At 69.9% G+C, this 26,092-nt stretch carries 23 protein-coding genes; 7 read left to right on the top strand and 16 right to left on the bottom strand.

What is annotated here, in order from left to right:
* Nucleotides 1-729 precede the first annotated feature (729 nt).
* Nucleotides 730-2,358, bottom strand: coding sequence for a hypothetical protein (locus tag ACTWOL_RS30210; protein WP_474300013.1), 1,629 nt, complete (start codon nt 2,356-2,358; stop codon nt 730-732).
* 780 nt (nt 2,359-3,138) lie between these two features.
* On the opposite strand from ACTWOL_RS30210, the gene ACTWOL_RS30215 reads away from it, so the two are divergent.
* Both ACTWOL_RS30215 and ACTWOL_RS30220 read left to right on the top strand, forming a co-directional pair.
* Nucleotides 3,139-4,059, top strand: coding sequence for a M28 family peptidase (locus ACTWOL_RS30215; RefSeq protein WP_474300014.1), 921 nt, complete (start codon nt 3,139-3,141; stop codon nt 4,057-4,059).
* Nucleotides 4,060-4,115: 56 nt separating this feature from the next.
* A complete protein-coding gene (locus tag ACTWOL_RS30220; protein ID WP_474300015.1) occupies nt 4,116-5,585 on the top strand; it encodes a M1 family metallopeptidase in 1,470 nt (489 codons plus the stop codon).
* A 372-nt stretch (nt 5,586-5,957) separates the two neighbouring features.
* Here the strand turns inward: ACTWOL_RS30220 and ACTWOL_RS30225 are convergent, their stop codons facing one another.
* The 15 genes from ACTWOL_RS30225 to ACTWOL_RS30295 all read right to left on the bottom strand — a co-directional run bounded on the left by ACTWOL_RS30225 (nt 5,958) and on the right by ACTWOL_RS30295 (nt 22,764).
* On the bottom strand, nt 5,958-7,424 hold the full coding sequence (locus ACTWOL_RS30225; protein ID WP_474300016.1) for a catalase: 1,467 nt from the start codon (nt 7,422-7,424) through the stop codon (nt 5,958-5,960).
* A 423-nt stretch (nt 7,425-7,847) separates the two neighbouring features.
* Nucleotides 7,848-8,765: a 2-hydroxy-3-oxopropionate reductase gene (locus ACTWOL_RS30230; RefSeq protein ID WP_474300017.1), complete on the bottom strand. Its 918-nt coding sequence runs from the start codon at nt 8,763-8,765 to the stop codon at nt 7,848-7,850.
* Nucleotides 8,766-9,199: 434 nt separating this feature from the next.
* The gene (locus tag ACTWOL_RS30235; RefSeq protein ID WP_474300018.1) at nt 9,200-10,057 is read right to left on the bottom strand and encodes a TIM barrel protein; all 858 of its coding nucleotides are present in this window, start codon (nt 10,055-10,057) and stop codon (nt 9,200-9,202) included.
* 239 nt (nt 10,058-10,296) lie between these two features.
* Nucleotides 10,297-11,283 (bottom strand): hypothetical protein, encoded by a 987-nt coding sequence (locus ACTWOL_RS30240; protein ID WP_474300019.1) that lies wholly within the window; start codon nt 11,281-11,283, stop codon nt 10,297-10,299.
* Nucleotides 11,284-11,343: 60 nt separating this feature from the next.
* Entirely contained in the window at nt 11,344-11,898 is a 555-nt protein-coding gene (locus ACTWOL_RS30245) for a hypothetical protein (protein ID WP_474300020.1), read from the bottom strand.
* Nucleotides 11,895-13,181: an MCE family protein gene (locus ACTWOL_RS30250; RefSeq protein ID WP_474300021.1), complete on the bottom strand. Its 1,287-nt coding sequence runs from the start codon at nt 13,179-13,181 to the stop codon at nt 11,895-11,897. The genes ACTWOL_RS30245 and ACTWOL_RS30250 overlap by 4 nt, the downstream gene beginning before the upstream one ends.
* Complete coding sequence (locus ACTWOL_RS30255; RefSeq protein WP_474300022.1) at nt 13,178-14,512, bottom strand: MCE family protein; 1,335 nt, start codon at nt 14,510-14,512, stop codon at nt 13,178-13,180. The genes ACTWOL_RS30250 and ACTWOL_RS30255 overlap by 4 nt, the downstream gene beginning before the upstream one ends.
* Entirely contained in the window at nt 14,509-15,705 is a 1,197-nt protein-coding gene (locus ACTWOL_RS30260) for an MCE family protein (protein ID WP_474300023.1), read from the bottom strand. Before ACTWOL_RS30260 ends, ACTWOL_RS30255 begins: the two co-directional genes overlap by 4 nt.
* Nucleotides 15,705-16,652: an MCE family protein gene (locus tag ACTWOL_RS30265; protein WP_474300024.1), complete on the bottom strand. Its 948-nt coding sequence runs from the start codon at nt 16,650-16,652 to the stop codon at nt 15,705-15,707. Before ACTWOL_RS30265 ends, ACTWOL_RS30260 begins: the two co-directional genes overlap by 1 nt.
* Before the next feature lie 65 nt (nt 16,653-16,717).
* A complete protein-coding gene (locus ACTWOL_RS30270; protein WP_474300025.1) occupies nt 16,718-17,734 on the bottom strand; it encodes an MCE family protein in 1,017 nt (338 codons plus the stop codon).
* Nucleotides 17,731-18,951 (bottom strand): MCE family protein, encoded by a 1,221-nt coding sequence (locus ACTWOL_RS30275; RefSeq protein WP_474300026.1) that lies wholly within the window; start codon nt 18,949-18,951, stop codon nt 17,731-17,733. Before ACTWOL_RS30275 ends, ACTWOL_RS30270 begins: the two co-directional genes overlap by 4 nt.
* 5 nt (nt 18,952-18,956) lie before the next feature.
* Nucleotides 18,957-19,784: an MlaE family ABC transporter permease gene (locus tag ACTWOL_RS30280; RefSeq protein WP_474300027.1), complete on the bottom strand. Its 828-nt coding sequence runs from the start codon at nt 19,782-19,784 to the stop codon at nt 18,957-18,959.
* Nucleotides 19,785-19,786: 2 nt separating this feature from the next.
* A complete protein-coding gene (locus tag ACTWOL_RS30285; protein WP_474300028.1) occupies nt 19,787-20,557 on the bottom strand; it encodes an MlaE family ABC transporter permease in 771 nt (256 codons plus the stop codon).
* A complete protein-coding gene (locus tag ACTWOL_RS30290; RefSeq protein ID WP_474300029.1) occupies nt 20,554-21,516 on the bottom strand; it encodes an ABC transporter ATP-binding protein in 963 nt (320 codons plus the stop codon). The genes ACTWOL_RS30285 and ACTWOL_RS30290 overlap by 4 nt, the downstream gene beginning before the upstream one ends.
* Nucleotides 21,517-21,678: 162 nt before the next feature.
* Complete coding sequence (locus ACTWOL_RS30295) at nt 21,679-22,764, bottom strand: RNA polymerase sigma factor (RefSeq protein ID WP_474300030.1); 1,086 nt, start codon at nt 22,762-22,764, stop codon at nt 21,679-21,681.
* Between the two features lie 321 nt (nt 22,765-23,085).
* On the opposite strand from ACTWOL_RS30295, the gene ACTWOL_RS30300 reads away from it, so the two are divergent.
* The 5 genes from ACTWOL_RS30300 to pucL all read left to right on the top strand — a co-directional run bounded on the left by ACTWOL_RS30300 (nt 23,086) and on the right by pucL (nt 25,982).
* Entirely contained in the window at nt 23,086-23,376 is a 291-nt protein-coding gene (locus ACTWOL_RS30300) for a YkoF family thiamine-binding protein (RefSeq protein ID WP_474300031.1), read from the top strand.
* Nucleotides 23,373-23,756, top strand: coding sequence for a helix-turn-helix domain-containing protein (locus tag ACTWOL_RS30305; RefSeq protein WP_474300032.1), 384 nt, complete (start codon nt 23,373-23,375; stop codon nt 23,754-23,756). Before ACTWOL_RS30300 ends, ACTWOL_RS30305 begins: the two co-directional genes overlap by 4 nt.
* Nucleotides 23,757-24,009: 253 nt before the next feature.
* Complete coding sequence (uraD, locus tag ACTWOL_RS30310; RefSeq protein ID WP_474300033.1) at nt 24,010-24,546, top strand: 2-oxo-4-hydroxy-4-carboxy-5-ureidoimidazoline decarboxylase; 537 nt, start codon at nt 24,010-24,012, stop codon at nt 24,544-24,546.
* Between the two features lie 62 nt (nt 24,547-24,608).
* A complete protein-coding gene (gene uraH, locus ACTWOL_RS30315; protein WP_474300034.1) occupies nt 24,609-25,028 on the top strand; it encodes a hydroxyisourate hydrolase in 420 nt (139 codons plus the stop codon).
* A 6-nt stretch (nt 25,029-25,034) separates the two neighbouring features.
* Nucleotides 25,035-25,982, top strand: a complete 948-nt coding sequence (gene pucL / locus ACTWOL_RS30320; protein ID WP_474300035.1) for a factor-independent urate hydroxylase — start codon at nt 25,035-25,037, stop codon at nt 25,980-25,982.
* Nucleotides 25,983-26,092 lie beyond the last annotated feature (110 nt).

Genomic DNA, 26,092 nt, shown 5'->3' on the forward strand with positions numbered 1-26,092 from the left:
TCGGTGTCTCTGCTCAATCTGCATCCACCAGTCGGTCCGTACGGTGCACAGGGTGCTCAGGTGCCAGGGGAATTGGGTGTCTCGCGTGTCGTTGGACCGCCCGCGTGCCAGTCGACGCGGCGCAGTGCGCAGGCTTGCCGCGGCCGCGAAGCACAACGGCCACCCAGGCTTCCCGCGATCAGCCCGCCACCTCCCTTCAGTCCCGGTTCCGACGAGGTTTTCGGCGGAAATCGCCCTGTCAGACGGGCTCATGACGATCCGTCTGGAGCAGTGTTTGGCTGCGACGTTCGTCACAGCACACAATCAGGGCGCCCTTACTGCAGGTCCCTGGCGTTGCGTATCCGTGACGGGGGTCGGCATCGTGCAGGGCAGATCGTTCCGAGTCGGGTGTGAACCGTTTCCACGTTCTGACCGTTCCAGGGTGTGAGCACCACTTCCCGGCGTCGATATTGCCTCTGAGGCGACACGAGGCCACTCGAGCGAAAAGGGATCATTGTGGATACTCGCCGTATGGCTCGGATGGCGACGCGTAAGCGATCCGCTCCACCCGCCTCGAAGTGTGGAATCGTGCTGTGTACCACCGACGCCCCCTGGGCGCGTCCCGTACGTGCCGAAGTGGGCTGGAGCTGCGATTAGTTGCGTACTTCACAGGCATCCGCTCTGCCCCGCCGCGGAGCGTCGCGTCCGGGGCGGGGCCGAGCGGGAGCCGTGCACGGGGGAGTCGTCGACTCAGCCCTGGCAGACCCCGCGGGCGTAGTCGTACGTGGCCGTGGCCTGCGCGTACTTCCACTGCGGAGCGAGCAGCGCCGTATCGAGCTGGGCCGCGGCCTTCGGGCTCTCCACGATGTAGCCGAAGTCCTGGAGCCAGGCCGGGTACAGGTTCTTCGACCCGATGTAGAAGGCGGATCCGTCCACCGACACCAGCTTGTGGTGCTGCGCGTACGGCTTGCCGTCGGCCCAGGTGGCGCTGTCGGCGTTACGGGCGGTGGCGAGCTGGAGGTTGCCGCACATCGCCGCCGTCGCGCTCGTGCCGTCGCCGGTGATCCGGGTGAGGCGGCCTCGCAGCACATCGCTGATTTCGCCGAGCGACTTGATCTGCGAGTAGCCGCCGCTGCCGATGACGCCACGGTTGGCCGGATCGCTGACGACGATACGGACCTTCACCCCGGCTGCCAGCTTCGCGGCCAGTGCGTCGTAGAGCCGGATGTCGTAGCGGGGCAGCGGCGGGCAGGTGGCGTTCATGTCCTGCTGGGAGATCTCGACATGGCTGGTCGCGCTGCTGACGAGGGCCCGCAGGGCGCTCTCCTCCGGATTGACCGTGTCGTAGTCCCGGTCGGCGTTGGTGCGGTCGGACAGGCCGACGCCGCACTTGGTGTCCGACGCGGTCGGCAGCTCCGGACGGAACGCCGACGAGGGGTCGCGGTCCTTGATGCCGACGCCCAGGCCGCCGACGGCGATCACCGCGGTGTCACCGGTGGTCCGGCCGGAGCCGGTGGCCTGCTGCGTTGTGGACAGGGCGGACATACAGCCACCTCCGGACGAGGAGAACCACACCTTCGCGATGTTGTTCTTGTTGTCGCACGTCCAGGTCCACAGCTGGTCCAGATAGCGGCCGGCCGAGCCGGCGGCCGGGCCGGTGAGAGCGAGGTCGACATCGGACACCGGGTGAGCGGTGTCGATGTAGTCGCCCTTCCAGTTGTTGACGCCACCGGTGATCGCCGACCGGCCGTCGACCACGAGCAGCTTGGAGTGGTTCCAGGACAGACCGGTCTTGGACGTCGTCATCGACGCGACGTTCAGTGTGATGTCGTCCGCGGCGTCGCCGAGCTTGGAGAGCAGCTGGTCACGGTACTTCGACGGCAGCACGTTCAGGTGGTAGAGCGGCGCGGCGCCGACCAGGACCCGCACCTTGATCTTGTCACCCGAACCACGCTTCTGCGCGGCGCGCTTGAGACCGGAGACGATCGCGTCCTGGAAGTCCCCGTCGGGGAACGGCGCCAGGGTGGATAAGTCCACCGTGCGGGTGGCCTGCGCGATGTTCGCGGTCATCTTCGCCAGCAGCTGCCGGGTGCCGGAGCGCTCCGCACAAGCGGCGTCACCCCAGCAGCCCGGGGTCTGCAGCAGCCAGCCGGAGGGGTCATCGGACGGTGCGTCCAGGCGGTTGCCCGCCGTGCGCTCCCACACCTGGCCTTCGAGACCCGGAGACACCTCGCGGAGCGTCTGTTCAATGGCGTCGAGGTGCGGGGTGGACGATCCGGCCGCGAGTGCCGGAGCCGCGGGGAGCGGTGAAACGGCGGCGGCGAGGACCGCCGTGGTAGCTGCGAGACGGGTCGAGCGGCGGAGCCGGGCAGGAGCCAATGTCGCATCCTTGTCGAGTGGTTGGGGGTGTCGCTCGGGCCCTGACGGGCTCGGAGCTTGATCGACTCGACAGAAGTTACCAGCGGGGAACTATCGGTTACGAGTCCCGGAGCGCACAGGGCTAACGCGCACAACGATCGCGGGACGTCTCGTCATGGGGGAGCGGGTGCATGGCCGCTTATGCGGCGAATGCCCTGACGATTTCCTGACGTCCGCTCGTTATGGTCGGCGCCATGCAACGCACTTGCAGCGTTCCGACCCTCGTCCGTGGCATGTCCCGATTAGTGCCGGGACGATCTTCTCGGGACCCACCCCCAGGTCCGAGGATCTGGACCGGGCCTGCGCCGCACCGACCCAGTGGCCCCGTGCCGCGGCGTCCAGGCCCTGCCCAGGGACCCGCAACCCCACCCCCACCCCCACCCCCACCTTCGTGACCCGGGCCGCAGCCGCGCGCCTGACCCGCATTTGCGACGCCTCCACGGAAGGCAGTGCAGCGCGCCCGACTTCACGCACGCCGGCGGCAAGGACACCTGCGGCCGCTACGACTTCCAGGCGTACGGCGCGGATCACAACGACTGCAACACCCAGGGCTCAGACCCGATCCTGACCCGTGCGCGCCACTCGCCGGGGGCATGACCGCGATCGACGCGCGGGCACGGCCGGTGCCGTAGGCGCCTCACCCGGCTACGAGCCGACCAACTCACCTACCAAGAACATCCGTTGAGCAGACCACACTGCCATCGATCCAACCCGGAGAGACCACCCTTGAACCCGACCAGCATGCCCCACCACCATACCGCCGCCCCCCGCACGTTCCTGCGCCGCACGTCGTCACGCCTCCACAGCGCGACCGCGGTCTTCGGTCTGTGCGCCGCCCTCGTGGTCGCACCCGCCGCGTCGGCGGAATCCCGTGCGGACGGCACCCCGCCCGTCGTCACCGCGGGCCAGGTCATGCCGCACCTTGACGCCCTGCAGCAGATCGCGGACCGCAACGGAGGCAACCGCGCCCACGGCACCCCCGGATACCGCGGCTCCGTCGCCTATGTGAAAGCCGCACTGGACAAGGCCGGTTTCCAGACCAGCCTGCACACGTTCACGTACAACGGCGCCGAGGGGTACAACCTCATCGCGGACTGGCCCGGCGGCGACGCCGAGCACATCCTGTTCGCCGGGGCGCACCTCGACAGCGTGGAGGAGGGCCCCGGCATGAACGACAACGGCTCCGGCTCCGCCGCGCTGCTCGCCACCGCCCTCGAGGTGTCCAAGGCAGGCCTCAAGCCCGACCGCCATCTCCGCTTCGCCTGGTGGGGTGCCGAAGAGCAGGGATTGAAGGGATCCGAAGCCTATCTGCGGGACCTGCCCGCCGCCGATCGCAAGCGGATCGACCTCTACCTGAACGTGGACATGGCCGGCACGAAGGGCAACGAGGAGTGGTACGTCGTCGACGACAATCCCGAGGCGGCCAAGGCGTTCAAGGATTACTTCGCGGCCCGCAAACTGCCCACACAGGAGATCGGCGTCGGTGGCAGCGACCATGAGTCGTTCGGCAATGTGGGCATTTCCACGGGTGGTTTCGCCACGCAGATCGAAGACTGCCAGCACACGGCGTGCGACCGCATCGACACCATAGACCCCGAGGTCGAGACCACCAGCACCAACGCGTTCATCAGCACGGTCTGGCAGCTCGCTGCGCGCAGCTGAATCCCGGCGCGCCCTCTCCACACCTCCCGCCGGAACACCCGTGAAGGAGCACACGTATGTCCCCCCACTGGAAACTTCGCCATCGCACCACCACCCTGGCCGCTGCTGTGGCCGCCGGCATGCTGTTCACCGCCGTGCCTGCCTCTGCCGCCCCCGCCGCTCCCGGCGGCTCGGGCGTCGGCGACCCGTACTTCCCCGAGGACGGGAACTCCGGCTACGACGTCTCGGAGTACGACGTCCACGTGAACTACGACCCGGCCCGTCCCCGGTACCTGGAGGGCGACACCACGGTCAAGGCCGTCGCGACAGAGGACCTCGACCGGTTCAACCTCGACCTGGAGGGCTTCGAGGTCACTGCCGTCACCGTGGACGGCACACCAGCCCGCGCCGTCTCCAGGGAGGGCGCGCACGAACTCGTCATCACGCCCGCAACGCCCATCAAGAAGAACGCGAAGTTCGCGGTACGCGTCCAATACAAGGGCGAGACGGTCGGCAAGGGCTGGCACACCCTCGAGAACGGCGGAGTGACCGCGTCGGGTGAGCCGCACTCCGCCACGGCCTGGTACCCGGCCAACGACCACCCCTCGGACAAGGCGACCTTCCGGCTCACGGCCACGGTGCCCGACGGTTGGACGGTCATTGGCAACGGCCGGCCGGGCGACACCACCACCGCCAAGCAGGGCACCAAAACGTTCCGCTGGCACGAGGACCGGCCGATGGTCACGTACGCCAGCACCATGGCCATCGACAAGTTCACGGTGCGCAACTCGAAGCTCAACGACGGCACCCCGGTCATCAACGCCTACGGCCCCGGGGCCGACATAGACCCCAAGAACGAGGCGCTGCTGCCGGAGGTCATCGACTTCCTGGCGTCGAAGTTCGGCCCGTATCCGTTCTCCTCGGCCGGAGCGATCGTCATCACGGGCTCCCCCGATGAGGTCAACCCCGCTCTGGAGACGCAGAGCCGGCCGACGTACGCGGACGGGTTCTTCGACGCCTCCATGGTCCACGAGAACACCCACATGTGGTTCGGTAACAGCGTCTCGTTCTCCGACTGGCGCGACGGCTGCGCTGCCGAGTGCTTCGCCCAGTACGCCGTACAGCTGTGGTACGAGAAGAAGGACGGATCCGACCTGGACAAGGGCTTCTACGTCAGCATGCTGGAGAGCAGCAGGTCCGACCCCGGTTTCTGGAAGACCAAGCTGTACGACCCCGGCCAGGGCCGTGAGCTGGACGGCGCTCTGTACGACAAGGGTTCCATGATGCTGCATGCCCTGCGCCGTACGGTCGGCGACGATGCGTTCTTCGGCACCCTCAAGCGCTGGCAGAGTGACCACCGCGACGGCAATGCCTCCTGGCGGAAGTTCGAGGCGCTTGCCGCGGAAGTCTCCGGCAAGGATCTCACCGGCTTCTTCAAGGCCTGGGTGGACGGCACCACCGTCCCGGAGAAGCAGTACCTTCTGCCGGGCTCGCTGGGGTCGATCGACCCGGGCGTCGCCCCGGCACGCTCAACGCAGTCCCGGTGACAACCCGTGTGGCCGCACCCTCCCCTTCCTGAGGTGCGGCCACACGGCCGGGGCATGTCTCCCCAACGGCCCGATGCGGTTGAGGTAAGCGAGAGGGATGGCGCGCTGGGGACCGCGGCGGGGCGATGGGCTTTTCCGGTTCGCCTTCCTTCGGGTCAGGAAGGGGACGGGGCTGCCCGTACCACCGCACTGGCTCGCGCCCGCCGCGGTCCGTTCGCGCGGCGTCCGCCACAGGGGCCGACGCCGTGTCCTCGCCGTCGGCCACCCCTCACGGGGCCGGCGGTCCGGACGGCGTACGGGAGGTGGACCTCCCAGTCGACTCCCGTACGCGGTCTGGGTGTTGAAAGGGTGCTGAAGGCGACGCGACCGGGATCAGTCCTCGCGCAGGGCGCGGACCGCCTCCTCGACGCGCTTGCCGTAGTCCGGGTCTGCGGCGTGGAAGTGCGCCAGGTTCTTCTCGATCACATCGTCGCGGGACACCTGGGACAGCCCGCCCGCGATATTCGCGACGAGGCGCTTCTTCTCCTCCTCCGACATCAGCCGGTACAGCTCACCGGCCTGGAAGAAGTCGTCGTCCTTGGAGTGTGCCGGGGCGGCGTGGGTGCCGGTCCAGCCCTGGACGGCCAGCGGGGCCGACAGCGCGGTGTCCGTCTGCACCGGGCCGGAGTACGAGTTGGGCTCGTAGTTCTTGTCGTGGCGCGAGCCGTTGCGGGTGGCCATGGAGCCGTCCCGGCCGTAGTTGTCGGCCACTCCTCCGGGAAGACCCTGGGGAGCGTTCACCGCGAGCTGGGTGTGATTGACGCCGAGGCGGTAGCGGTGGGCGTCGGCGTAGGCGAAGAGGCGCCCCTGGAGCATCTTGTCCGGCGAAGGACCTATCCCCGGAACGAAGTTGTTCGGAGAGAACGCCGCCTGCTCGACCTCGGCGAAGATGTTCTCGGGGTTGCGGTCCAGCACCAGACGGCCCACACGCTGCAGCGGGTAGTCCGCATGAGGCCAGACCTTGGTGAGGTCGAACGGGTTGAAGCGGTAGTCCGCGGCCTCGGCCGCGGGCATGATCTGCACATACAGCGTCCAGGACGGGTTCACGCCCCGCTCGATGGCCTGGAGCAGATCCGTCTGGTGGCTCGCGGGGTCCTGCCCGGCGAGCTCGGCGGCCTGCTCGGAGGTCAGACTGCGGATGCCCTGGTTGGTCTTGAAGTGGTACTTGACGAAGAAGGCCTCGCCCTCGGCGTTGGTCCACTGGTAGGTGTGCGAGCCGTAGCCGTTCATATGGCGGTACGAGGCCGGGATTCCCCGGTCGCCCATCAGCCAGGTGATCTGGTGTGTGGCCTCGGGTGCGTGTGCCCAGAAGTCCCATACATTGTCGGGTTCCTGACGGCCCGTGAACGGGTCGCGCTTCTGGGAGTGGATGAAGTCGGGGAACTTGACGGGATCCTTGATGAAGAACACCGGGGTGTTGTTGCCGACGAGGTCGTAATTGCCCTCCTCGGTGTAGAACTTCAGGGCGAAGCCCCTCGGGTCGCGGACGGCGTCCGCGCCGCCGAGTGCGTCGGCGACGGTGGAGAAGCGGATGAACGTCTCGGTGCGCTTGCCCACCTCGGAGAGGAAGGCCGCCCGGGTGAAGCCGGTGATGTCGTCCGTCACTTCGAAGTAGCCGTAGGCGCCGGATCCGCGGGCGTGCACGACGCGCTCCGGGATGCGCTCGCGGTTGAAACGCGCGAGCTTTTCCAGCAGGTGCTGGTCCTGGAGGAGGAGCGGGCCCCCGGCACCTGCGGTGGCGGAGTTCTGGTTGTCGGCGACCGGAGCACCGGACTCGGTCGTCAGCACGCGCTTCGACATGGTGGCGGGGTGACCTTCCGTACGAGAGGTGCCGGGGCACCTCCCCGTGTCGTCTGGGGGAGTGGCAGGAGCGTAGGTTTGCCCCGGCCGCAGCGTCAACAGTTTGTTGAAATGATGGACAGGGTTCCGGGCCGGGGCCACACCTGGGCGCGACAGGACAGGTGTCGGTGCGGCCACGGCCCGGAAGCAGAGAGGGGCGCGACGCCTCGTGCCGCGGAAGCCTCGTGCCGCGGGCCCGAGACGGTCGCCCGGACACGACCTGGTGCTGTGGCCGGATAGGTTTGCCGGGAAGCTCGCGGCGTCCTGTGCGGTGTATCGCCAGGCGGAGAATCGGCCTTGTACTGGATGTACTCGGGTGATTCGACAACGCAGCGAGACGCCGTGCAGGACACCGCGAGCCGGTGAACCTATCCGGTCACAGCACTAGGCGACCGGCTGCCCCGAGAGCCGCTCGACGGCCCGCAGTAGGGCGGAGTGGTCCAGGCCCCCGTCGCCCTGGGCGCGCAGGGATGCGACGAGCTGGGCGACCACTGCACCGACCGGCAGCGCGGCGCCGACGGTGCGGGCGGCGTCGGTGACGATGCCCATGTCCTTGTGGTGGAGGTCGATCCGGAAGCCCGGCCTGAAGTCCCGGGCCAGGAAGTTGTCCTTCTTGCGGGTCAGCACCGTCGAGCCGGCCAGTCCGCCGTTCAGTACGTCCAGGGCCGCCCGCAGATCCACACCGGACTTCTCGAGGAAGACGACGGCCTCGGCGCAGGCCTGGATGTTGACCGCGACGATCAGTTGGTTCGCGGCCTTGACGGTCTGGCCCGAGCCGTGCGGACCGCACAGGACGATGGTCTTGCCCAGCGCCTCCAGGACGGGCAGGGCCTCGTCGAACACCTCCTGCTCGCCCCCGGCCATGATGGACAGCACGGCCTCGACGGCCCCGGCCTCACCGCCGGACACCGGGGCGTCAAGGACGCGAACGCCCTTGGTGGCGGCGGCTTTTGCCAGATTGATGGAGGTCTGCGGGGTGATCGAGGACATGTCGATCAGCAGCGTGCCCCGCCGGGCGTTCTCCAGGATGCCGTCGGGGCCGTAACAGACGGCTTCGACCTGCGGGGACGCCGGGACCATGGTGATGACGACATCGGCGTCCGCGACGGCCTCGGCGATCGAGGCCGCCGCCGTGCCGCCGGCCGCGGTCAGCCGGTCCAGTTTCTCCCGTTCCAGGGTGAAGCCGGTGACCGGGTAGCCGGCCTTCAGCAGGTTCTCGGACATGGGGGAGCCCATGATGCCGAGGCCTATCCAGGCCACCTTGGGCAGGGCCTGGCGGGTGGAGTCCGAGGGGGTGCTCATGAAGGTGCCTTCCTGACAGCTGGGACATGTCGGCGAGTGGGGTGACCGGCGGCGTCCGGGAGGGGCGGTGCGGGTCACAGCGCTAGGGGGTTTCTGATGGATCTCCGTGGAGGAAGGAGCGGCGTCCGGCGCGTGCTCTCGGCATTCCGGCTGGAAGCCCTCGTACTGGATGTACTTGGGCTTTCGGCCGGTGCGGCGAGAGTGAGTGCCGGGCGTCGCGACGCCGCGGAGATCCGTCAGAAGCCCCCTGGTGCTGTGACCGGATAGGTTCACCGGCTCGCGGTGTCCTGCACGGCGTCTCGCTGCGTTGTCGAATCACCCGAGTACATCCAGTACAAGGCCGATTCTCCGCCTTGCGATACACCGCACCGGACGCCGCGAGCTTCCCGGCAAACCTATCCGGCCACAGCACTAGCTCCGGTCGCGGCGCTGGATCAGTGGGCGGCGCGGGCCTCGGCCGGGAGCCAGTCGAAGGCCTCGGCGCTCGGGCGGTCGCCGGGCTTGTACTCGAGGCCGACCCAGCCGTCGTAACCGGCCTTCCTCAGCTCGTCGAGGAGCCGCCCCAGCGGGAGCGAGCCCGTGCCGGGCGCGCCGCGGCCCGGGTTGTCCGCGATCTGGACGTGGCCGGTCCTGTCGGCGTACGCCGCGATGACCTGGCTGACGTCCTCGCCGTTCATCGACAGGTGGTAGATGTCGAGCAGGAACTTCGCGTTGCCGAGGCCCGTCGCCGCGTTCACCGCGTCGACGACCTCGATCGCGGACGGGGCGCTGACCAGCGGGTAGCGCGGTGACTCCGGCTTGTTGAGGGTCTCGATCAGCAGCGCCGCCCCCACCCGGTCCGCCGCCCGGGCGGCCGTGACCAGGTTCTCGAGTGCCAACTCGTCCTGGACGGCGGGTTCGACGCCCTCGACGCGGTTGCCGTACAGGGCGTTGAGCGCCTTGCAGCCGACCGACGCGGCGAAGCCGGCCGCGACGTCGATGTTGGCGCGGAAGCGCTCCGACTCCTCACCCGGTACGGACAACGCGCCGCGGTCGGGCCCCGGCAGCCGCCCCGCGTAGAAGTTCAGGCCCACCAGCCGGGTGCCCGCCTCCGTCAGGGCCTTCCTCAGGGCGTCCAGCTCGCTCTGGGCCGGTGTGGGCGTCTCGGTCCAGGGCCACCACAGCTCGACCGCGGTGAAGCCGGCCGCGGCGGCTGCCGCGGGGCGCTCCAGGAGCGGGAGTTCCGTGAAGAGGATCGACAGATTCACATCGAAGCGCTGGTCCGTGACTGCGCCTTCTGGGAAGCGGGCCATGAGGGGCGATGCTCCTTCCGTATTGCGGAAGTTTGTTTCTGCTTAATGGAAAGCCTGCCTCTCGTGGGGAGGGCTGTCAAGACCGGCCCGCCGGGAGTGTGTGCGGAGGGCCGCTCGAGGAACCGGGCGTATGGACAGGAAAAGGGGCCTCCTGAGCGGGGACGGGAGCCGTGTCCTGCGTGCTCTCGTCCCGCCTCGGGAGGCCCCGGGGGGGGGCTTCCTGTCTTCTCGTCGCGCCGCTACAGCGCGTCGACGGCGCTCACCTTCCAGCCGTCGGGGGTCGACGTGAGTGTCATGCGCACCCGGTTCAGATCGACGCGGGGTGCCTCGACCCGGGTGCTCTGCGTCAGCTGGTTGACGAAGAGCAGCACCACGGCCCGGTCCGACGACGCCGACACCACCGAGGCGGCAGGGGTACCGCCCCCCGGCGGGCTCACCACGGTCGCCTTGACCACCCCCTGGTACTCCCTGGCGGTCGGTGCCACCACGGCCGTGGTCGTCCTGCGGTACTCCTCGCGGAAGGCCCCGGTGAGATGCCCGCGCGCCGCGGCGAAGTCACGGTCCAGATGCCTGTAGTCGTACGAGAACACCACGGGCGCGGCCCGCTGTGCGGCCACGACCGCGTCGTGACGCGCCCGGTCGGCCAGCCGGCCGTCCTCGTACGACCGGCCCAGGAATGTGGCCCCGAGCAGGCCCGCCACCGCCAGTGCGGCGAACAGACCGCTCAGCCGCCTGCGCCGGCGTATCCGCGACGACACGGCAGCGCCGCCGGGACCCCGGGGCTCCACCGAAGACGCCGCCCGCGAGGGTGCGCCGGCCTCCGCAACCGTCGCAACCGTCGCCGCCCCATGGCCCTCCGCCCCATCGTCCTGCGGGCCGCCGCCTTCCGGTCCGTCCCCCTCCGGTCCGTCCCCCTCCGGTTCGGGCCCCTCCCAGTCGGGTGCCTCCCAGTCCTGCTCGGCGGGGGCGTCCGCTTGCTCGTCGCTCTCGGCGCGCAGGGTGCGTCCGAAGACCGGTCCGCGGGACGGCAGCCGGCCGGAACCCCGCGCGACCGGCCCCGCAGCCCCTTGTGCCGCGGCTGCCTTCTGCGCCTCGGCCGGCTCGACCGCCTCCGGGGAGGGACCGCTCACACGTCCGGCGCGCTTGGCCGCCGCCCGGGCCGCCGCGGGCATCGAGCGGCGGGCGGGGGAGCCGGCGCCACGGCCTCGGATGATCGGGTTCGCCACGGGATTCTCCTCACTGGTGGTACGGGTGGGGGTCGGGGGCTCGGCCCGGATACCGGGCGCTCAGCCCACGAACTCGACGTCGGACGTCAGCCAGCGCCCGCCTTCGAGCAGGAGATCGAGCTGCAGCCGGTAGGTGCGCGTCTGGCCTTCCGGAGCCGCCGAGTTCGTCACCTTGCTGTCGGCGACCACGAGGACGCGCGCGGTGCGCTCGTCGGCCCGGACGATGCCCGCCTCGAGCACCTGCCCTTCGGAGACCGACTTGTTCGCGGCCACCAGCTTCGTCAGCTCCCGGGTCTGCGCCGCGAACTGCTTCTTGAAGTCGCCGGTGGCACCCTTCAGAACGTTCTCGCTGTCCCGCGCGTAGTGCCGGTGGTCCAGCGAGGTGAAGTTCAGCGCCGACTGACGGGCCGCGGCCAGGATGTCCTGCTGCCGCTGCTGCGCCGCACGCTGCTCGTACACCTCGGAGGCCAGCCACCCGGACAGTGCCGTCGTGACGACGGCCGCCACCGCCAGCGAAACGGACACCGCCCGGCGACGTCCGGCGGCCCCGACCAGCCGTGCCCACAGCCGGCGCGACGCCCGCAGGGCGCGGTTCCCTGTCATGTCATCGGTCATGCCATCGGTCCGACGAGCAGCCATCGCCACGAGTCCTTTCCGAACGCGCTCTGTTCGCCGCCCGTCGAGCCGATCTCGACGAGCGACCCGTCCGGCGCGGTGGCCGTGCCGGTCTCGGGGTCGTACGGGGTGAGCCGGGCGGCCGGGGACGCGTCCCCGGCGCCGGCACCGGCGCGCCCCGAGGGGCCCGGGGCGTTCTGAGCGCCGCGGACCGAGGTGGGCCCGCCGCGCGGGGCAGCGCAGTGGGCGCGGGTGTTGGCGGGCCGCTCGGACGTGTCCGACGGGTCGCGTCGCTGCGTCCCGTACCCCTGCCGGCACGGCGGCGGATCGCCGGCGTTCACGACCATCCCGAAGTGCGTGGTGCCGTCGCCCGGAATCACGGTGCTGCTGCCCGCCACCACCACCGGGAAGGTGACGAGGGCCTGCTCCACCCCGGGCAGCCGCGCCACGGTGATCTGGCCGCCGCTGATCAGATTGCCGAGCAGCACGGGCAGATGCGGGCGTGTCGACGTCAGCAGCGAGTTGACCTCCTGCGCGGCCGGAGCGCCCGCGCCGATCAGCCGCCGGATGTCGCCGTCACCCGCCTTCAACTCCCCTGTGAGCGCCGCCAGATCGCGCGAGAAGGACCTGATGGCCGAGCCCTGGTCGGCCTGGGTCTTCAGGACCTTTCTGGAGTCCTCGATCAGCGAGACCGTCTGCGGCAGCGAACGGGAGGCCGATTCGACCAGCGTGTTGCCCGAGTCCACCAGACGCCCCAGCGCGGGCCCCGTCCCGGCGAAGGCCTTGCCCAGCTCGTCGACCGTGACCCGCAGGTCCTTCCTGGGGACGGACGACACGAGCCGGTCCAGACCGAGGACGAGGTCCGCCGTCGGCAGGGGCACCCGGGTATCACGCCGGGCGATTGTGCCGCCGTCCCGCAGATACGGACCGGCCGCCGAGCGCGGCTGCAGATCGACGTACTGCTCGCCGATCGCCGAGCGATTGGCCACCACCGCCACCGTGTCCGCGGGGATCGGCGGTCCACTCTCGATGACCAGTCCCACCGAGACCCCGTCCGTGCCGGTCAGCCGCAGCTCCCCGACACGGCCCACCGGCACCCCGCGATAGGTGACTTCGGCACCGGGGAAGACGCCCCCGGAGTCGGCGAAATCGGCCCGCACGGTGTAGCCGCGGTCACCGACGAGGTCGCCGAGTCCCGTGTAGCGGGCGCCGACGTAGGACACGCCGACGGCGGTGACCGCGGCGAAGGCGAGCAGTTGGGCCCTGACCGTACGTGTGATCACGGCTGTATCCCCTTCAGCATCAGTTCCGCGAGGTCCTGGTCGACTCCGGCAGGGAAGCGGCTCCCGTCGCCGTCCGGACCGCTCTCGTACGCCACCCGGCTGCCGGAGCACACCGGCGGGCACAGCAGGCCGTCTCCGCCCGGTGGCGTCGCAGGCGTGCTCGGGGCCGCGGGACCGTCCGGTCCGCCCGGCGTGGGCAGCGCCGTCGGGCGCGGGATTCCGGGCAGTCCGGGAACCCGGGGCACGTCGGGCAGACCCGGCTTGTCCGGGACGCCGGGCTTCCCCGGCTCGCCGAGATTGCCGTAGACACCGGCCAGGTCGAGATCCGCGGTGATCGCCAGGTTCACGTAGTCGCCCTTGACGGCGTCCGCCGCGTTGCGCGGGAACGGATAAGTGGTCAGTAGCTCCAGTGAGTTGGGCAGATCACTGCCCGCCTTGTTCAGCTGCCCCAGGATCGGGCGCAGACTGCGCAGATTGGCGACGACGTCGTCGTGCGACGCGTTGACCACCTCGGTGCCGGTCCTGCCCAGCTTCGAGAGGGCGGTGAGCATGGAGGTCAGCTTCCGCCGCTGGTCGGCCAGGACCTTCAGGGCCGGCGGCAGGGTGTCGACGGCCTGGGCGATCGTCTTCTTCTCCCCACCGAGCCGCCTGGCCAGCCGGTCGATGCCGTCCAGCGCGCGGATGATCTCCTTGCGCTGCCCGTCCAGTCCGCCGACGAACGTGTCCAGTTCCGACAGCAGGGAGGCAACGCGGTTCTCCCGGCCCTCCAGCGCCTTGTTGAGTTCCGTGGTGATGGTCTTGAGCTGGGCCACACCGCCGCCGTTGAGCAGTGCCGACAGCGCGGACAGCACCTCCTCGATCTCCGGGTTGCGGCCGCTGCGGGACAGCGGGATCCTCGCGCCGTCGGTGAGCCGGCCGGAGGGCGCGGTGCCCACCGGCGCCGACAGGGCCACGTACTTCTCACCGAGCATGCTCGTCTGCCGCAGTTCGGCGACCGCGTTTCCGGGCAGTTTCACCGAGTCCTCGATGCGCAGCCGCACCCGGGCGTGCCAGCCGTTCAGCTCCACCGCCTCCACCGCGCCCACCGTGACGTCGTTGACCTTCACCGAGGACTGCGGCACCAGGTCCAGGACGTCCCTGAACTCGACGACGACCCGGTAGACATGCCCGTCGGTCGCCGCGCCACCGGGCAGCGGTACGTCGTACAGGCCCTCGAACTCGCATCCCGCCAGCAGCAGCGAACCCGCCGCCGCCCACACCGCCGTGGCCGTACGGACGAACCGCGTTGTGCTCGGCCGGTACGGCCTCGTGCTTCCGCGCTCCCCGCTCATGCGCCGGCCTCCAGGATCCCGCCCAGGGTGCGGTCGACCGGGCCGGACCCCGACACGGGAGCCGCGCCTGCCGGACCGAGCTCGGGCAGGGTGTCGAACAGCCGCCGCCACTCCCGGCAGTCGGCAGCGCTGCCCTCGCCGCTCGTCCTGAGCAGCGAACACAACAGCGCGGCAGGATCCTGGGCCTGCTCGGCGTTGTTGCGTGTGTCGAGGGTTCCGGAGCCCGGGTTGTAGGCGTTCTGCAGATTCGACAGACCCGTCGGTGCCACCTCCAGCAGCTCGGCCAGCGCGGCGCGCTGGGTGACCAGCACCTTGGTGACCTTGCTCAGCCCCTCCACGTCCGAGGCGAGCGACTTCCTGTTGTGCTTGACGAAGTCCGAGACGTCGGCGAGGGCAGCGCCCAGATGCCGCAGCGCCGCCGCGAGGTCCTTGCGCTCCCCGGCGAGCTGTCCCGCGACCGCGGCCAGACTGTCGTTGAAGGAGCGGACCTTCTTGTCGTCGGCGGCCAGGACCGCTGTGAACACCTGGAGGTTGCGGACGGTGCCGAACAGGTCCTCCCGGCCGTCGGACAGCGTGGTCACGGCCCGCGAGAGATCCTCCACGGTCCCGTGCAGATTCCCGCCCTGGCCCTCGAGGTTGTCCGCGCTCACCCCCAGCAGCCGCGACAGGGAACCGTCCTTGTTGGCACCGCGCGGGCCGAGCGCCTCGGCCGTCGTGTGGAGACTGTCGAAGACGCGGTCCAGTTCGACCGGCACCGCCGTACGGCGCTCCGGGATGACATCGCCGCTACGCATCACCGGGCCTTCGCGGTAGACCGGCAGCAGCTGGACGTAACGGTCACTGACCACCGAGGAGTTGATGATCGCCGCCTGAGCCCCGGCCGGCACCCTGCGCCCGGCCTCGTACTCCAGCACCACCTTCACCCGGCCGCCCTCGGGAGCGATCTCCCTCACCTCGCCGATCCGCACACCGAGGACCCGCACATCGGAGCCGGGATAGATGCCGACCGTCCGCGGGAAGTACGCGGTGACCCGTACCGGGTCGCGGTCCGGCCACAGCACGACGGCCCCAGCGGCGACGCACGCCAGCGCGGTGACCAGCGCCGCTCCGCGCAGCAGACGTCCGTTCCGGCCGCGCGGCACCCGCCACCGTGCCCTGAGGGACTTGCGGGCCTCGAGGATCCTCCCGGGCATCACGAACCTCCCTTGCGCGGGACCACCGGAGCGGCGACCACGTTCTGGATGTAGCTGTCGAACCAGCGGCCGTTGCCGAGGGTGTTGGTGAAGACCCGCACGTAGGGCGCGAGCAGCTTGACGCTCCGGTCGAGCGCGGACTGATTGCGCTCCAGCATCGTGACCACCCCGTTCAGGTTCTTCAGCGCAGGGCCGATCTCCGCTTCGTTGTCCCTGACGAGGCCGGACAGCTGGATCCCGAGCGCAGAGGAGCTCTTGAGCAGCGCGTGGATGGCCGCCCTCCGCCGGGAGATCTCCTGGAACAGCGCGTCGCCGTCCCTGACCAGTGCGGAGAACTCCCCGGAACGCTCCGCGAGCACACCGCTCACCCCGTGGGCGTGGTCGAGGAGTTCACGCAGGGCCTGATCGCGGGAGGCGACCGAATGGGAGATCCTGGAGAGGCCCCTGATGGAGGCGCGTACCTCTTCGGGAGAGTCCTCGAACGTGGTGGAGATGGTGTCCAGGGCCGTGGCGAGCCGCTGGGTGTCGACCTTCTCCGTGGTGGTCGTCAGATCGCTGAAGGCCGCCACGACGTCGTACGCGGGAGTCGTCCGGCTCAGCGGGATCTCACTGCCCGGACGCAGCCGGCCGGGCCCCTTCGGCTGCAGCGCCAGGTACTTCGCGCCCAGGATGGTCTTGACCCGGATGGCCGCGCCGGTGCTGGTTCCGAACTCCGGGTCGTCCTTCACCCGGAACACCACCCTGACGTGGTCCCCGTCCAGGTCCACCTCGTCCACCGCGCCGACCTTCACCCCGGCGATCCGCACCTCGTCACCTGGCCTGAGCCCGCCCGCCTCCGAGAACGCCGCGCTGTAGGTCTCCCCGTCGCCGATCAGCGGGAGGCTGTCCGCGTTGAACGCGGCGGCGGTCAGCAGCCCGAGCACGGTGAGGCCGACAGCGCCCGTCACCACGGGGTTCCTCTCCCGGCCACCGAGGGGACGCGCCCCCTTCCGGAACGGGAACCAGCGCGCCCTCATGCGCACCTCGCACGGGCGACATGGAGCTTGGGAGTGAGCACTTCCCTGGTCTTCGGGAGCACGACCCGACCGTCGAAGTCACAGAGGTAGAAGTTGAACCACGAGCCGTACGAGGCGGTCCCCGTCAGTCTGTCGAGCTTGTTCGGCAGCCGCTTCAGCACGCCCTCCACCGTCTTCTCGTTGTCGTTCAGCGTCCCGGTGAGATCCCTCAGACCGGCGATGTCGTCACGCAGCGGCGGGCGGGCGTCGGCGAGCAGGCCCGAGGTGGCCTCCGTGAGCTTCCCGATGTTCACCAGTGATTCACCGATCGGCCGCCGGTCCGCCGCGAGCCCGGAGACGACCCGCTGGAGCTGCTTGAGCAGCCCGGAGAACCGGGCACCGCGCGCGTCCAGCGTGCCCAGCACGGTGTTGAGGTTGTCGATCACCGAGCCGATGAGCTTGTCGCGGTCGGCGAGAGTGGTCGTGAGCGAAGCCGTGTGGGCCAGCAGGCTGTTCACGGTCCCGCCTTCGCCCTGCAGCGTTGTGATGATCTCGGTGGCGAGCCGGTTCACGTCCTGCGGGCTGAGCGCTGCGAACAGCGGCTTGAAACCGCCCAGCAGCGCGTTCAGATCCAGCGCCGGCTGTGTGCGGGAGAGCGGTATCCGGCCGCCCGGAGGCAGCCTGCGGCCGTCGCCCGCGCCCTCCGTCAGCGCGATGTAGCGCCGTCCGACGAGATTGCGGTAGCGGATGACGGCGCCGGTGCCGGTGAGCAACGGACGGTCGCTGCGGACGGTGAAGGTGACCTCGGCCAGCGTCCGGTCCTTGATCCGGATGTCCTCGACCTCACCGACTCTCACCCCGGCGACCCGGATGTCGTCGCCCTCCTCCAGGCTGGTGACATCGCTGAAGGTGGCCCGGTACGTCTCGTCGGGGGCGAAGGAGACATGGACGATCGTGGCGGCGAGCAGCGCGGTCGCCAGCACCGTCACCACCGCGAAGAGGACGAACTTCGCCAGGGGGGCTGTGGTCTTCATGCGACGCTCACCGCCGTTCCCCGGGCCATCGGACCGAACAGCAGCGTCGCCACGGCGGGCACCTCGTCGGCGGACACACCCATCACCGGTGCCACCAGCGAGTTCACGGCACGCTGTTCCGCACCGGTCGAGGAGACCCTCGACGTGCCGTCGTCGAGTCTGACGTCCGGTGCGGGGACCCGAGGACGGGGCAGCCCATGACAGCCGGGACCCGAACGCTCCCCGTAACGCGGTTCCTCGCCCGGCCGGTACCCGGGACGAGGGCGTACGGCTTCGAGGGTGATGCGCATCCGACCGCCTTTGAACGTCTGCTCGGCCGCCGCCTCCTGCCGCACCAGACCGTCCAGTAGACAGGGGTACTCGGGTGCGTAGCGTGCGAACAGTGCCAGAGTGGGACGGGAGACCCGCCCCAGAGTGATGAGCCGCCCACCGTTCTCGTCCAGGAACCCGTCGGCGGTGCCGGCCATGGTGGCCGTGGAGGTGAACAGCGCGGCCAGCTGCTCCCGCTTTTCCACGACCGTGCGACTGGTGGTGACGGTGTTGCGCAGCACCCTCAGCAGATCGGGCGCGGCGTCCCCGTACACCTCGGCCGTGTCGGCGAACCGGGCGATGTCCTCCTCGAGGGACGGCAGATGGGGGTTGAGCCGGCGCAGATAGTCCTCCGCGCGGACGAGGTTGGCGCCGATCCGGTCGCCGCGGCCTTCGAGCGCGGTCGCGAACGCCGTCAGCGTGGCGTTGAGCTGGGCGGGCCGTACCGCACGCAGCAGCGGCAGCAGATCGTTCATCAGCTGCTGCACTTCCATCCCGGCCCGGGTGCGGTCCTGGGTGATCACCTCGCCGGCCCGGATCGGCCGCCCGGACGGCTCGCGGGGGGCGACCAGGTCGACGTACTTCTCGCCGAACAGCGTCTTGGGCAGCAGCCGTGCCCGGACGTCCGACGGGATCCGGGAGACGTGCTCCGGTTTGAGCGCCAGCACGAGCGTCGCCTTCGCACCGTCGGAGCGCACCTCGCGCACCTCTCCGACGAGCAGCCCGCGCAGTTTGACGTCCGCCCGCGGCTCCAGCTGGTTGCCGAGCCGGTCGGCCTCCAGTGTGATCCGTACGGCGGGGACGAACACCTGCTGGTACACGGCGACGGCCAGCGACAGCAGCAGGCCGACGACGGCGACGAAGACGATGCCGTACAGCCTCAGTCGGACGATCCCTGTCTGTGCCACCGGCCCTACCCCGCAATCCGTACGGTCGTGTTGGCGCCCCAGATCGCCAGGCTGAGGAAGAAGTCCAGGACGTTGATCGCGACGATGGAGGTGCGCACCGCGCGGCCGACGGCGACACCGACACCGGCCGGGCCGCCGCTCGCGTGGTAGCCGTAGTAGCAGTGCACCAGGATGATCACGACGGCGAAGACGATCACCTTGCCGAAGGACCACAGCACGTCGACCGGCGGCAGATACTGCTGGAAGTAGTGGTCGTAGGTGCCCGTGGACTGCCCGTAGTAGCCGGTGGTGATGGTCCGGGCGGCGACGTACGAGGACAGCAGGCCGATCACGTACAGCGGGATCACGGCGACGAAACCGGCGATCATCCGCGTCGTCACCAGGAACGGCAGGGAGGGGACGCCCATCACCTCAAGCGCGTCGGTCTCCTCGCTGATCCGCATCGCGCCGAGCTGGGCGGTGAATCCGGCCCCGACCGTCGCGGACAGCGCCAGCCCCGCCACGAGCGGTGCGATCTCCCGGGTGTTGAAGTACGCGGACAGGAACGCCACGAAGTTGGAGGTGCCCAGCTGGTTGAGGGCCGAGTAGCCCTGCAGGCCCACCTCGGTGCCGGTGAAGAACGACAGGAAGGCGATCACCCCGACCGTGCCGCCGACGACGGCCAGTGCCCCCCGCCCGAAGCTCACCTCGGCCAGCAGCCGGAGCGTCTCCTTCTTGTAGCGGCGCAGTGCCCGGCCGGTCCAGGCCAGCGACCGTCCGTAGAAGACGAGTTGGGAGCCGAGATCCTCCAGCGAGCGGAGCGGGCGGCCCAGGAAGCGGTTGACGATCGCCATGGTCAGCCCCTCTGCGGAACGACTTGGAAGTACACGGCGGTCATCACGAAGTTCGTCACGAACAGCAACATGAAGGTGATCACAACCGACTGGTTCACCGCGTCACCGACGCCCTTCGGGCCCCCCTTGGCGGTCAGCCCCTTGTACGAGGCGACGATCGCCGCGATCGCCCCGAACACCAGGGCCTTGAACTCCGCGGCCCAGAGGTCGGACAGCTGGGCGAGAGTGGTGAAGGAGGCCAGATAGGCGCCGGGTGTGCCGTCCTGCAGGACGACGTTGAAGAAGTAGCCCCCGGCCACGCCCACCACCGACACCAGCCCGTTCAGCAGGACCGCCACCACCATCGACGCCAGTACCCGCGGGACGACCAGTCGGTGGACCGGATCGATGCCCAGCACCTGCATCGCGTCGATCTCGTCGCGGATCTTGCGCGCCCCGAGGTCCGCGCAGATCGCGGTGCCGCCCGCGCCGGCGATCAGCAGGGCGGTGACGATCGGCGAGGCCTCGCGCAGCACCGCGAGCACCGACGCCGCACCCGAGAAGGACTGTGCGCCCAGCTGGCGGGTCAGACTGCCGATCTGCAGCGCGATGACCGCGCCGAAGGGGATGGAGACCAGTGCGGTGGGCAGGATGGTGACACTGGCGACGAACCACGCCTGCTGAATGAACTCCTTTGCCTGGAAGGGGCGTTTGGGAACCGCCTTCAGCACGTCGAGGCCCATCGCGAACAGACTTCCCGTGTGCCGCAGCGCCGCGCTCGGTGACAGGCTCATGCGTCCGCCGACCTTTCCCGGAGCGCGGCACGCACCTGCCGCAGCGACTCCCGGCCGGCGATCGCCTCCCAGCGCGGCGGGCGGGTGATGCCCGGCGACGGCAGCAGACGGGGTGTCAGCTCGGTTATGCCCGGAGGTCCGTGATCCGGATCCGCCGTTCCCAGCTGTGCCAGCTCCTGTGCGACCTGGGCGGCGTCCTTCTCCTCCGCCATCCCGATCGGCCCCTGCATCCTGCCGCCCAGGAACTGGCGTACCACCGGCTCGTCGCTGGTCAGCAGCTTCTCCCGGGGGCCGAACATCACCAGTTCGCGCCGGAAGAGCAGCCCGATGTTGTCGGGGACCTGGCGGGCCGATGCAATGTCATGTGTGACGATCAGGAACGTGGCGTCGATCTGTGCGTTGAGATCGACGATCAGCTGGTTGAGATAGGCCACCCGGACCGGATCGAGCCCCGAGTCCGGCTCGTCGAAGAGGATGATCTCCGGATCGAGCACCAGGGCACGCGCGAGTCCGGCCCGCTTGCGCATCCCGCCGGAGATCTCGCCGGGCAGCTTCTCCTCGGCGCCGATCAGACCGACCATGTCCATCTTCTCGAGCACGATCCGCCGGATCTCGCCCTCCGGTTTGCGGGTGTGCTCACGCAGCGGGAAGGCGATGTTGTCGTAGAGGTTCATCGACCCGAACAGCGCGCCGTCCTGGAACAGCACACCGAACAGCTTCCGCACCTCGTAGAGATCGCGTTCGCGCAGGGTGGTGAGGTCCGTACCGGCGATCCGCACCGATCCGCGGTCCGGCCGCAGCAGCCCGACGAGCGTTTTGAGGAACACCGATTTGCCCGTTCCGGAGGGGCCGAGCAGCACCGAGATCTCCCCGGCGGGCAGGGTCAGGGACACGTCCTGCCAGATGACCTGGTGGCCGAAGGACTTGGTCAGCCCTTCCACACAGATCTCGACACCCATACCGGTTCACCCTTCGCCGTGGAGCGGTCCGACATCTGCTCTACGGGGAGGGCGGGCCCGTCCGTCGCTGCGGATCGGGAATTTTTTTCCGGACCGCAATCGGAGCGCCATCGGCGCGCAACGAGGGGGCGGTGGGGCCGTGCGCTGCCGGGGGAGCCGGGCTCAGCCGCCGGGGAACGCGGAGGGTGGGGCCTGTTCCGGGGCCGGGGGCGGTTGCGTACTCGGCAGCGGGCGTTCCCCTGTGGGCGAAGGGGGCAGGCTGACCCGTGCCGGGGGCGGCTCGGGCACTTCGGGGGCGGCGGTGTCCGGCGTGCCGGGCAGTTGCGGTGCCGGCGGGATGCGGGGCAGCGAGGGCAGAGCGGGGACCGGGACCTCGGGCACGGACGCCACTCGGGGGACGTCCGGTACGGCCGGTGTGGGCAGGGGCAGTCCGGGCAGGTCCGGCAGCCCTGGTACCGCGGGCTCCGGGCTTCCCGCGTGCCCGGCCGCCGAGCCGCCCGCGGTCCGGGCCTCGCTGCCGCGGCTGCCGGGGCCGAGGGACGCGCCGCCCGCCCCCGGTGCCGTATCCGCCGTCTCCGTGATCGCGGGCGACGATGGCTGTGTCGAGGAGGGCCCCTCCGCGTCGTGCGCGTACGGCAGCAGGATCAGCCCCGCCACGGCCAGCGTCGCCGCGGTCGAGGCCACCGCGGCGGCCTGGGTGTGACCGCCCTGAGGACGCCCCCGCCCGAGCACCCAGAGCGCCAGGCCGAGGGTCGCGGCCAGCGAGTTGCGCAGCGTCCGGCGAGCACGTGCCAGCAGCGACTCGACCGTCCGGTAGCTCAGCCCCATCTTCACGGCGACCTGGCCGACGTCCAGATCCTCGGACTTGAGCCACAGGGCCTCCGCCTGGCGTGCGGGAAGCTCCTCGCTCCGCACGGCCAGCCACCGCGCCTCCGCACGGTCGCAGACGGCTTCCTCCACCGGGACGGGAACGGGCGTGAGGAGGGTGGGGCTACTGCGTACCTCGGTCTCGCGGTGCACCTGCCGGTAGCGGTCGACGCACAGCCGCATCGTCACCGTCGTCAGCCAGGCGCCCAGCCGCTCGTCGTCCAGATGCGGGTTCTCGGCGGCGCGCAGCATCGCCTCGTGCACGGCGTCCTCGGCGTCCTCCAGGCTCATCGACCTGCGGCGAGCCACCTTGAGCAGCTGCTCCCGGTGGCTCCACGCACGTTGCCACCGCTCGTGGGCCGCATCCGCTTCCGTCGTCATTGGGCCCCTCGCTCTCACCCGGCCGGTCAGGTGCTTGGTCAGGCGCGGGGGAGATTACCGCCCGGTATCCGGGCTTGTGGAGAGGCGGGCGCGCATCGATTCCTTTCCGTTGCCCACTGCGGCACCGGCTGACGCCGGGCCGTCCACGGCCGGTCAACGCCACGGCGGCGCGCGGACAGCGGGCAGTTCGTGCCTGTGACGGGCACACCGCACGGCTCGGTGACGGGCATCTACGCGGGACGGGGTGCCGTCCGCCGCGGGACTCCGGAGCGGTTCCGGGCCGGGCGGAGGAGTCGGCACGGGCAGGAATAACGTGAGGGCATGCGATTGCGAGTGGAGTTCACGACCGAGCCCTTCGACCTGGACGAGGCGCCGGATCACGCCCTGGTGGCCCGCGAGGTCATCCAGGCGGCCGATCTGGACGCTGTGGACGTCGGGCCCTTCGGCAACACGGCGGAAGGCGGGACGGACGCGGTGCTCACCGCGGTCGACTCGCTCCTCCGGCAGACCCTGGGGGCGGGCGCCACCCGGGTGTCCCTCCAGGTCAGCGTTATCCCGGACGCCGTCGCCGGTGGCGCGGACGGCACAGGCGCGGGAGGGAGTGGGCGGTGACCGTGACCGAACCCGGAGACCACCCCCTCGTCGCCGCGGTGAAGCCACTCGTGGACGCGATGGGCGGGCGGATGCTCATGCCGGAGCAGGCGGAGCGGGACGACGTCGTGCTCACCTGGGAGGGCGTGGAGGTGCTGGCGGTGCGGCTGCCCCAGCTGTCGGACTCCCTGGACCACATCCTGGCCGCGATGGAACGCACCTACGGGATGCCGCTGTCGGCGCTCGACCGCAAGACGAAGCAGTCGGTGGTGCGAACCCTGGAGGCGCGCGGGGCCTTCTCCGTACGGCACGGCGTGGAGACCGTCGCCGGTGCGCTGGGCGTCAGCCGCTTCACCGTGTACAACTACCTCAACCGGGAGAACAGTGCCAAAAGTGAATAAGGCGTCACTCTCCGTGTAAGCCGTCCCTCCCGATCGTCCCGGATGCCGGGAAAGCAACGTTGTGCGTCAAGGGATTTCAACAAAGTGTTGACGGGGTGTCGGTGGAAGGCGTTAGCTGTCCACAGCCCTCCCCGGCCCTGGGCCGGGGGACCCCGGCGCACTGTGACCCCGACCGGCGCACCGCGCCCCGACCGACGCGCTGTGACACTGCGACGCACTGTGCCGAACAGCCGAAACAGCCACGGAGGCTCCCGTGTCCCCGACTCCCGCACCGGGCCTCGCCCGGTTCAACGCCTCGGCGGACAGTGCGGCCACGGCCGCACTGCACGAGGTGTGTGCCAGCTCGGCCTGGGGGAGGAGCGTGCTCACCCGGCGCCCCTACGCCACCACCGAGGAGCTGTTGGCGGCCGGCGACGACGCCACGGCGGCACTGACCACCGACGATCTGGCCGAAGCGATGGCGGGACACCCGCCGATCGGGCGCCCGAAGCCGGGGGATCCGACCTCCGCCCGCGAGCAGCGGGGGATGGCCGGGGCCTCCGAGGAGCTCAGGGCCGAGATGCTCGAACTGAACCTGGCCTACCAGGAGAAGTTCGGCCATGTCTTCCTGATCTGCGCCACCGGCCGTACCGGTGAGCAGATGCGCGATTCCGTCCGTGAGCGGATCGGCCACTCGCCCGAACAGGAGCGGGAGATCGTCCGCACCGAACTGGGCAAGATCAACCGCATCCGGCTGGCCCGTCTCGTGGCGGACGAGCAGGAGCGGCCGGGCGCCGTGACAGTGCGGTGAGGGCGCGGTAAAGCGCAGGTGAGCGACGGCAAGCGCAGGAAGGCGCGGAGGAAGAGAGACCGATGAGCACCGAGACCGCAGCAGCTCCTCATACGTCCGTGTCCACGCACATCCTGGACACCAGCGTCGGCCGCCCGGCGCAGGGCGTCGCCGTCTCCCTGTCGGCCCGTAACGGGTCCGGCGCCCCGTGGCTGGCGCTCGGCGCCTCCACGACCGACGCGGACGGGCGCTGCAAGGACCTCCCGGCGCTGCCGGAGGGCACCACCCATGTACGTCTCGACTTCGACACCGAGGCCTACTTCCTCGGATCCGCCGAAGCCGCCGAGAAGCAAGCCGATGCGCAGCAGGACGCCCCCGCGAATCGGGACAGCGGTGCGTTCTTCCCGGAGGTGGCGATCACCTTCGCCGTCCGGCCGGGCGAGCACTATCACGTACCGCTGCTGCTCAACCCGTTCGGCTACTCCGTTTACCGAGGGAGCTAGCAGACAATGACAGCCCAATCCCGACCCGCCCGCCCCGTGCTCCTGGGCCAGAACCAGTACGGCAAGGCCGAGAACCGCGTCGTGAAGATCACGCGCGACGGTGCCACCCACCACATCAAGGACCTGAACGTCTCGGTCTCCCTGTCGGGCGACATGGACGACGTGCACTACTCCGGTTCGAACGCCAGCGTGCTGCCGACGGACACCACCAAGAACACGGTGTACGCCTTCGCCAAGGAGCACGGCATCGAGTCGGCCGAGCAGTTCGGCATCCACCTCGCCCGCCACTTCGTGACCTCGCAGGAGCCGATCCACCGGGCGCGCATCCGTATCGAGGAGTACGCCTGGGAGCGCATCGCCTCCTCCGACGCCAACTCCAGGTTCATCGGCGCCGACGAGGTCAAGCACTCCTTCGCCCGCAAGGGCCAGGAGACCCGGCTCACCCAGATCACCTACGACGGTTCGCGGTGGGAGGTCGTCTCCGGCCTCAAGGACCTGGTCGTGCTGAACTCGACCAACTCGGAGTTCTGGGGCTATGTGAAGGACAAGTACACCACCCTCCCGGAGGCGTACGACCGCATCCTCGCCACCGAGGTCTCCAGTCGCTGGCGCTTCGGCTGGAGCGACGACGAGCAGCGCATGCCGAACTGGGAGAAGTCCTACGAGGCGACGAAGAAGCACATGCTCGAGGCGTTCGCCGAGACCTACTCCCTGTCGCTGCAGCAGACCCTGTACCAGATGGGAGCGCGGATCATCAATCATCGCTCCGAGATCGACGAGGTCCGCTTCTCGCTCCCGAACAAGCACCACTTCCTCGTCGACCTGGAACCCTTCGGGCTGAAGAACGACAATGAGGTCTACTTCGCCGCCGACCGGCCCTACGGGCTGATCGAGGCGACGATCCTGCGGGACGGCGCCGAGGCGCGTATCCCGGTGGACATGACCAATCTGTGAGCGCGCGGGAGCCTGCCCGAGAGCCCCTCGGCCCGAGAGCCCCTCGGCCCGACGGGCCCGGTGCACTCGGCCAGGTCAGGCCAGGCCCCGCCCGGTCCTGACCGGTGCCC

Source organism: Micromonospora sp. IBHARD003 (genome assembly GCF_056106285.1).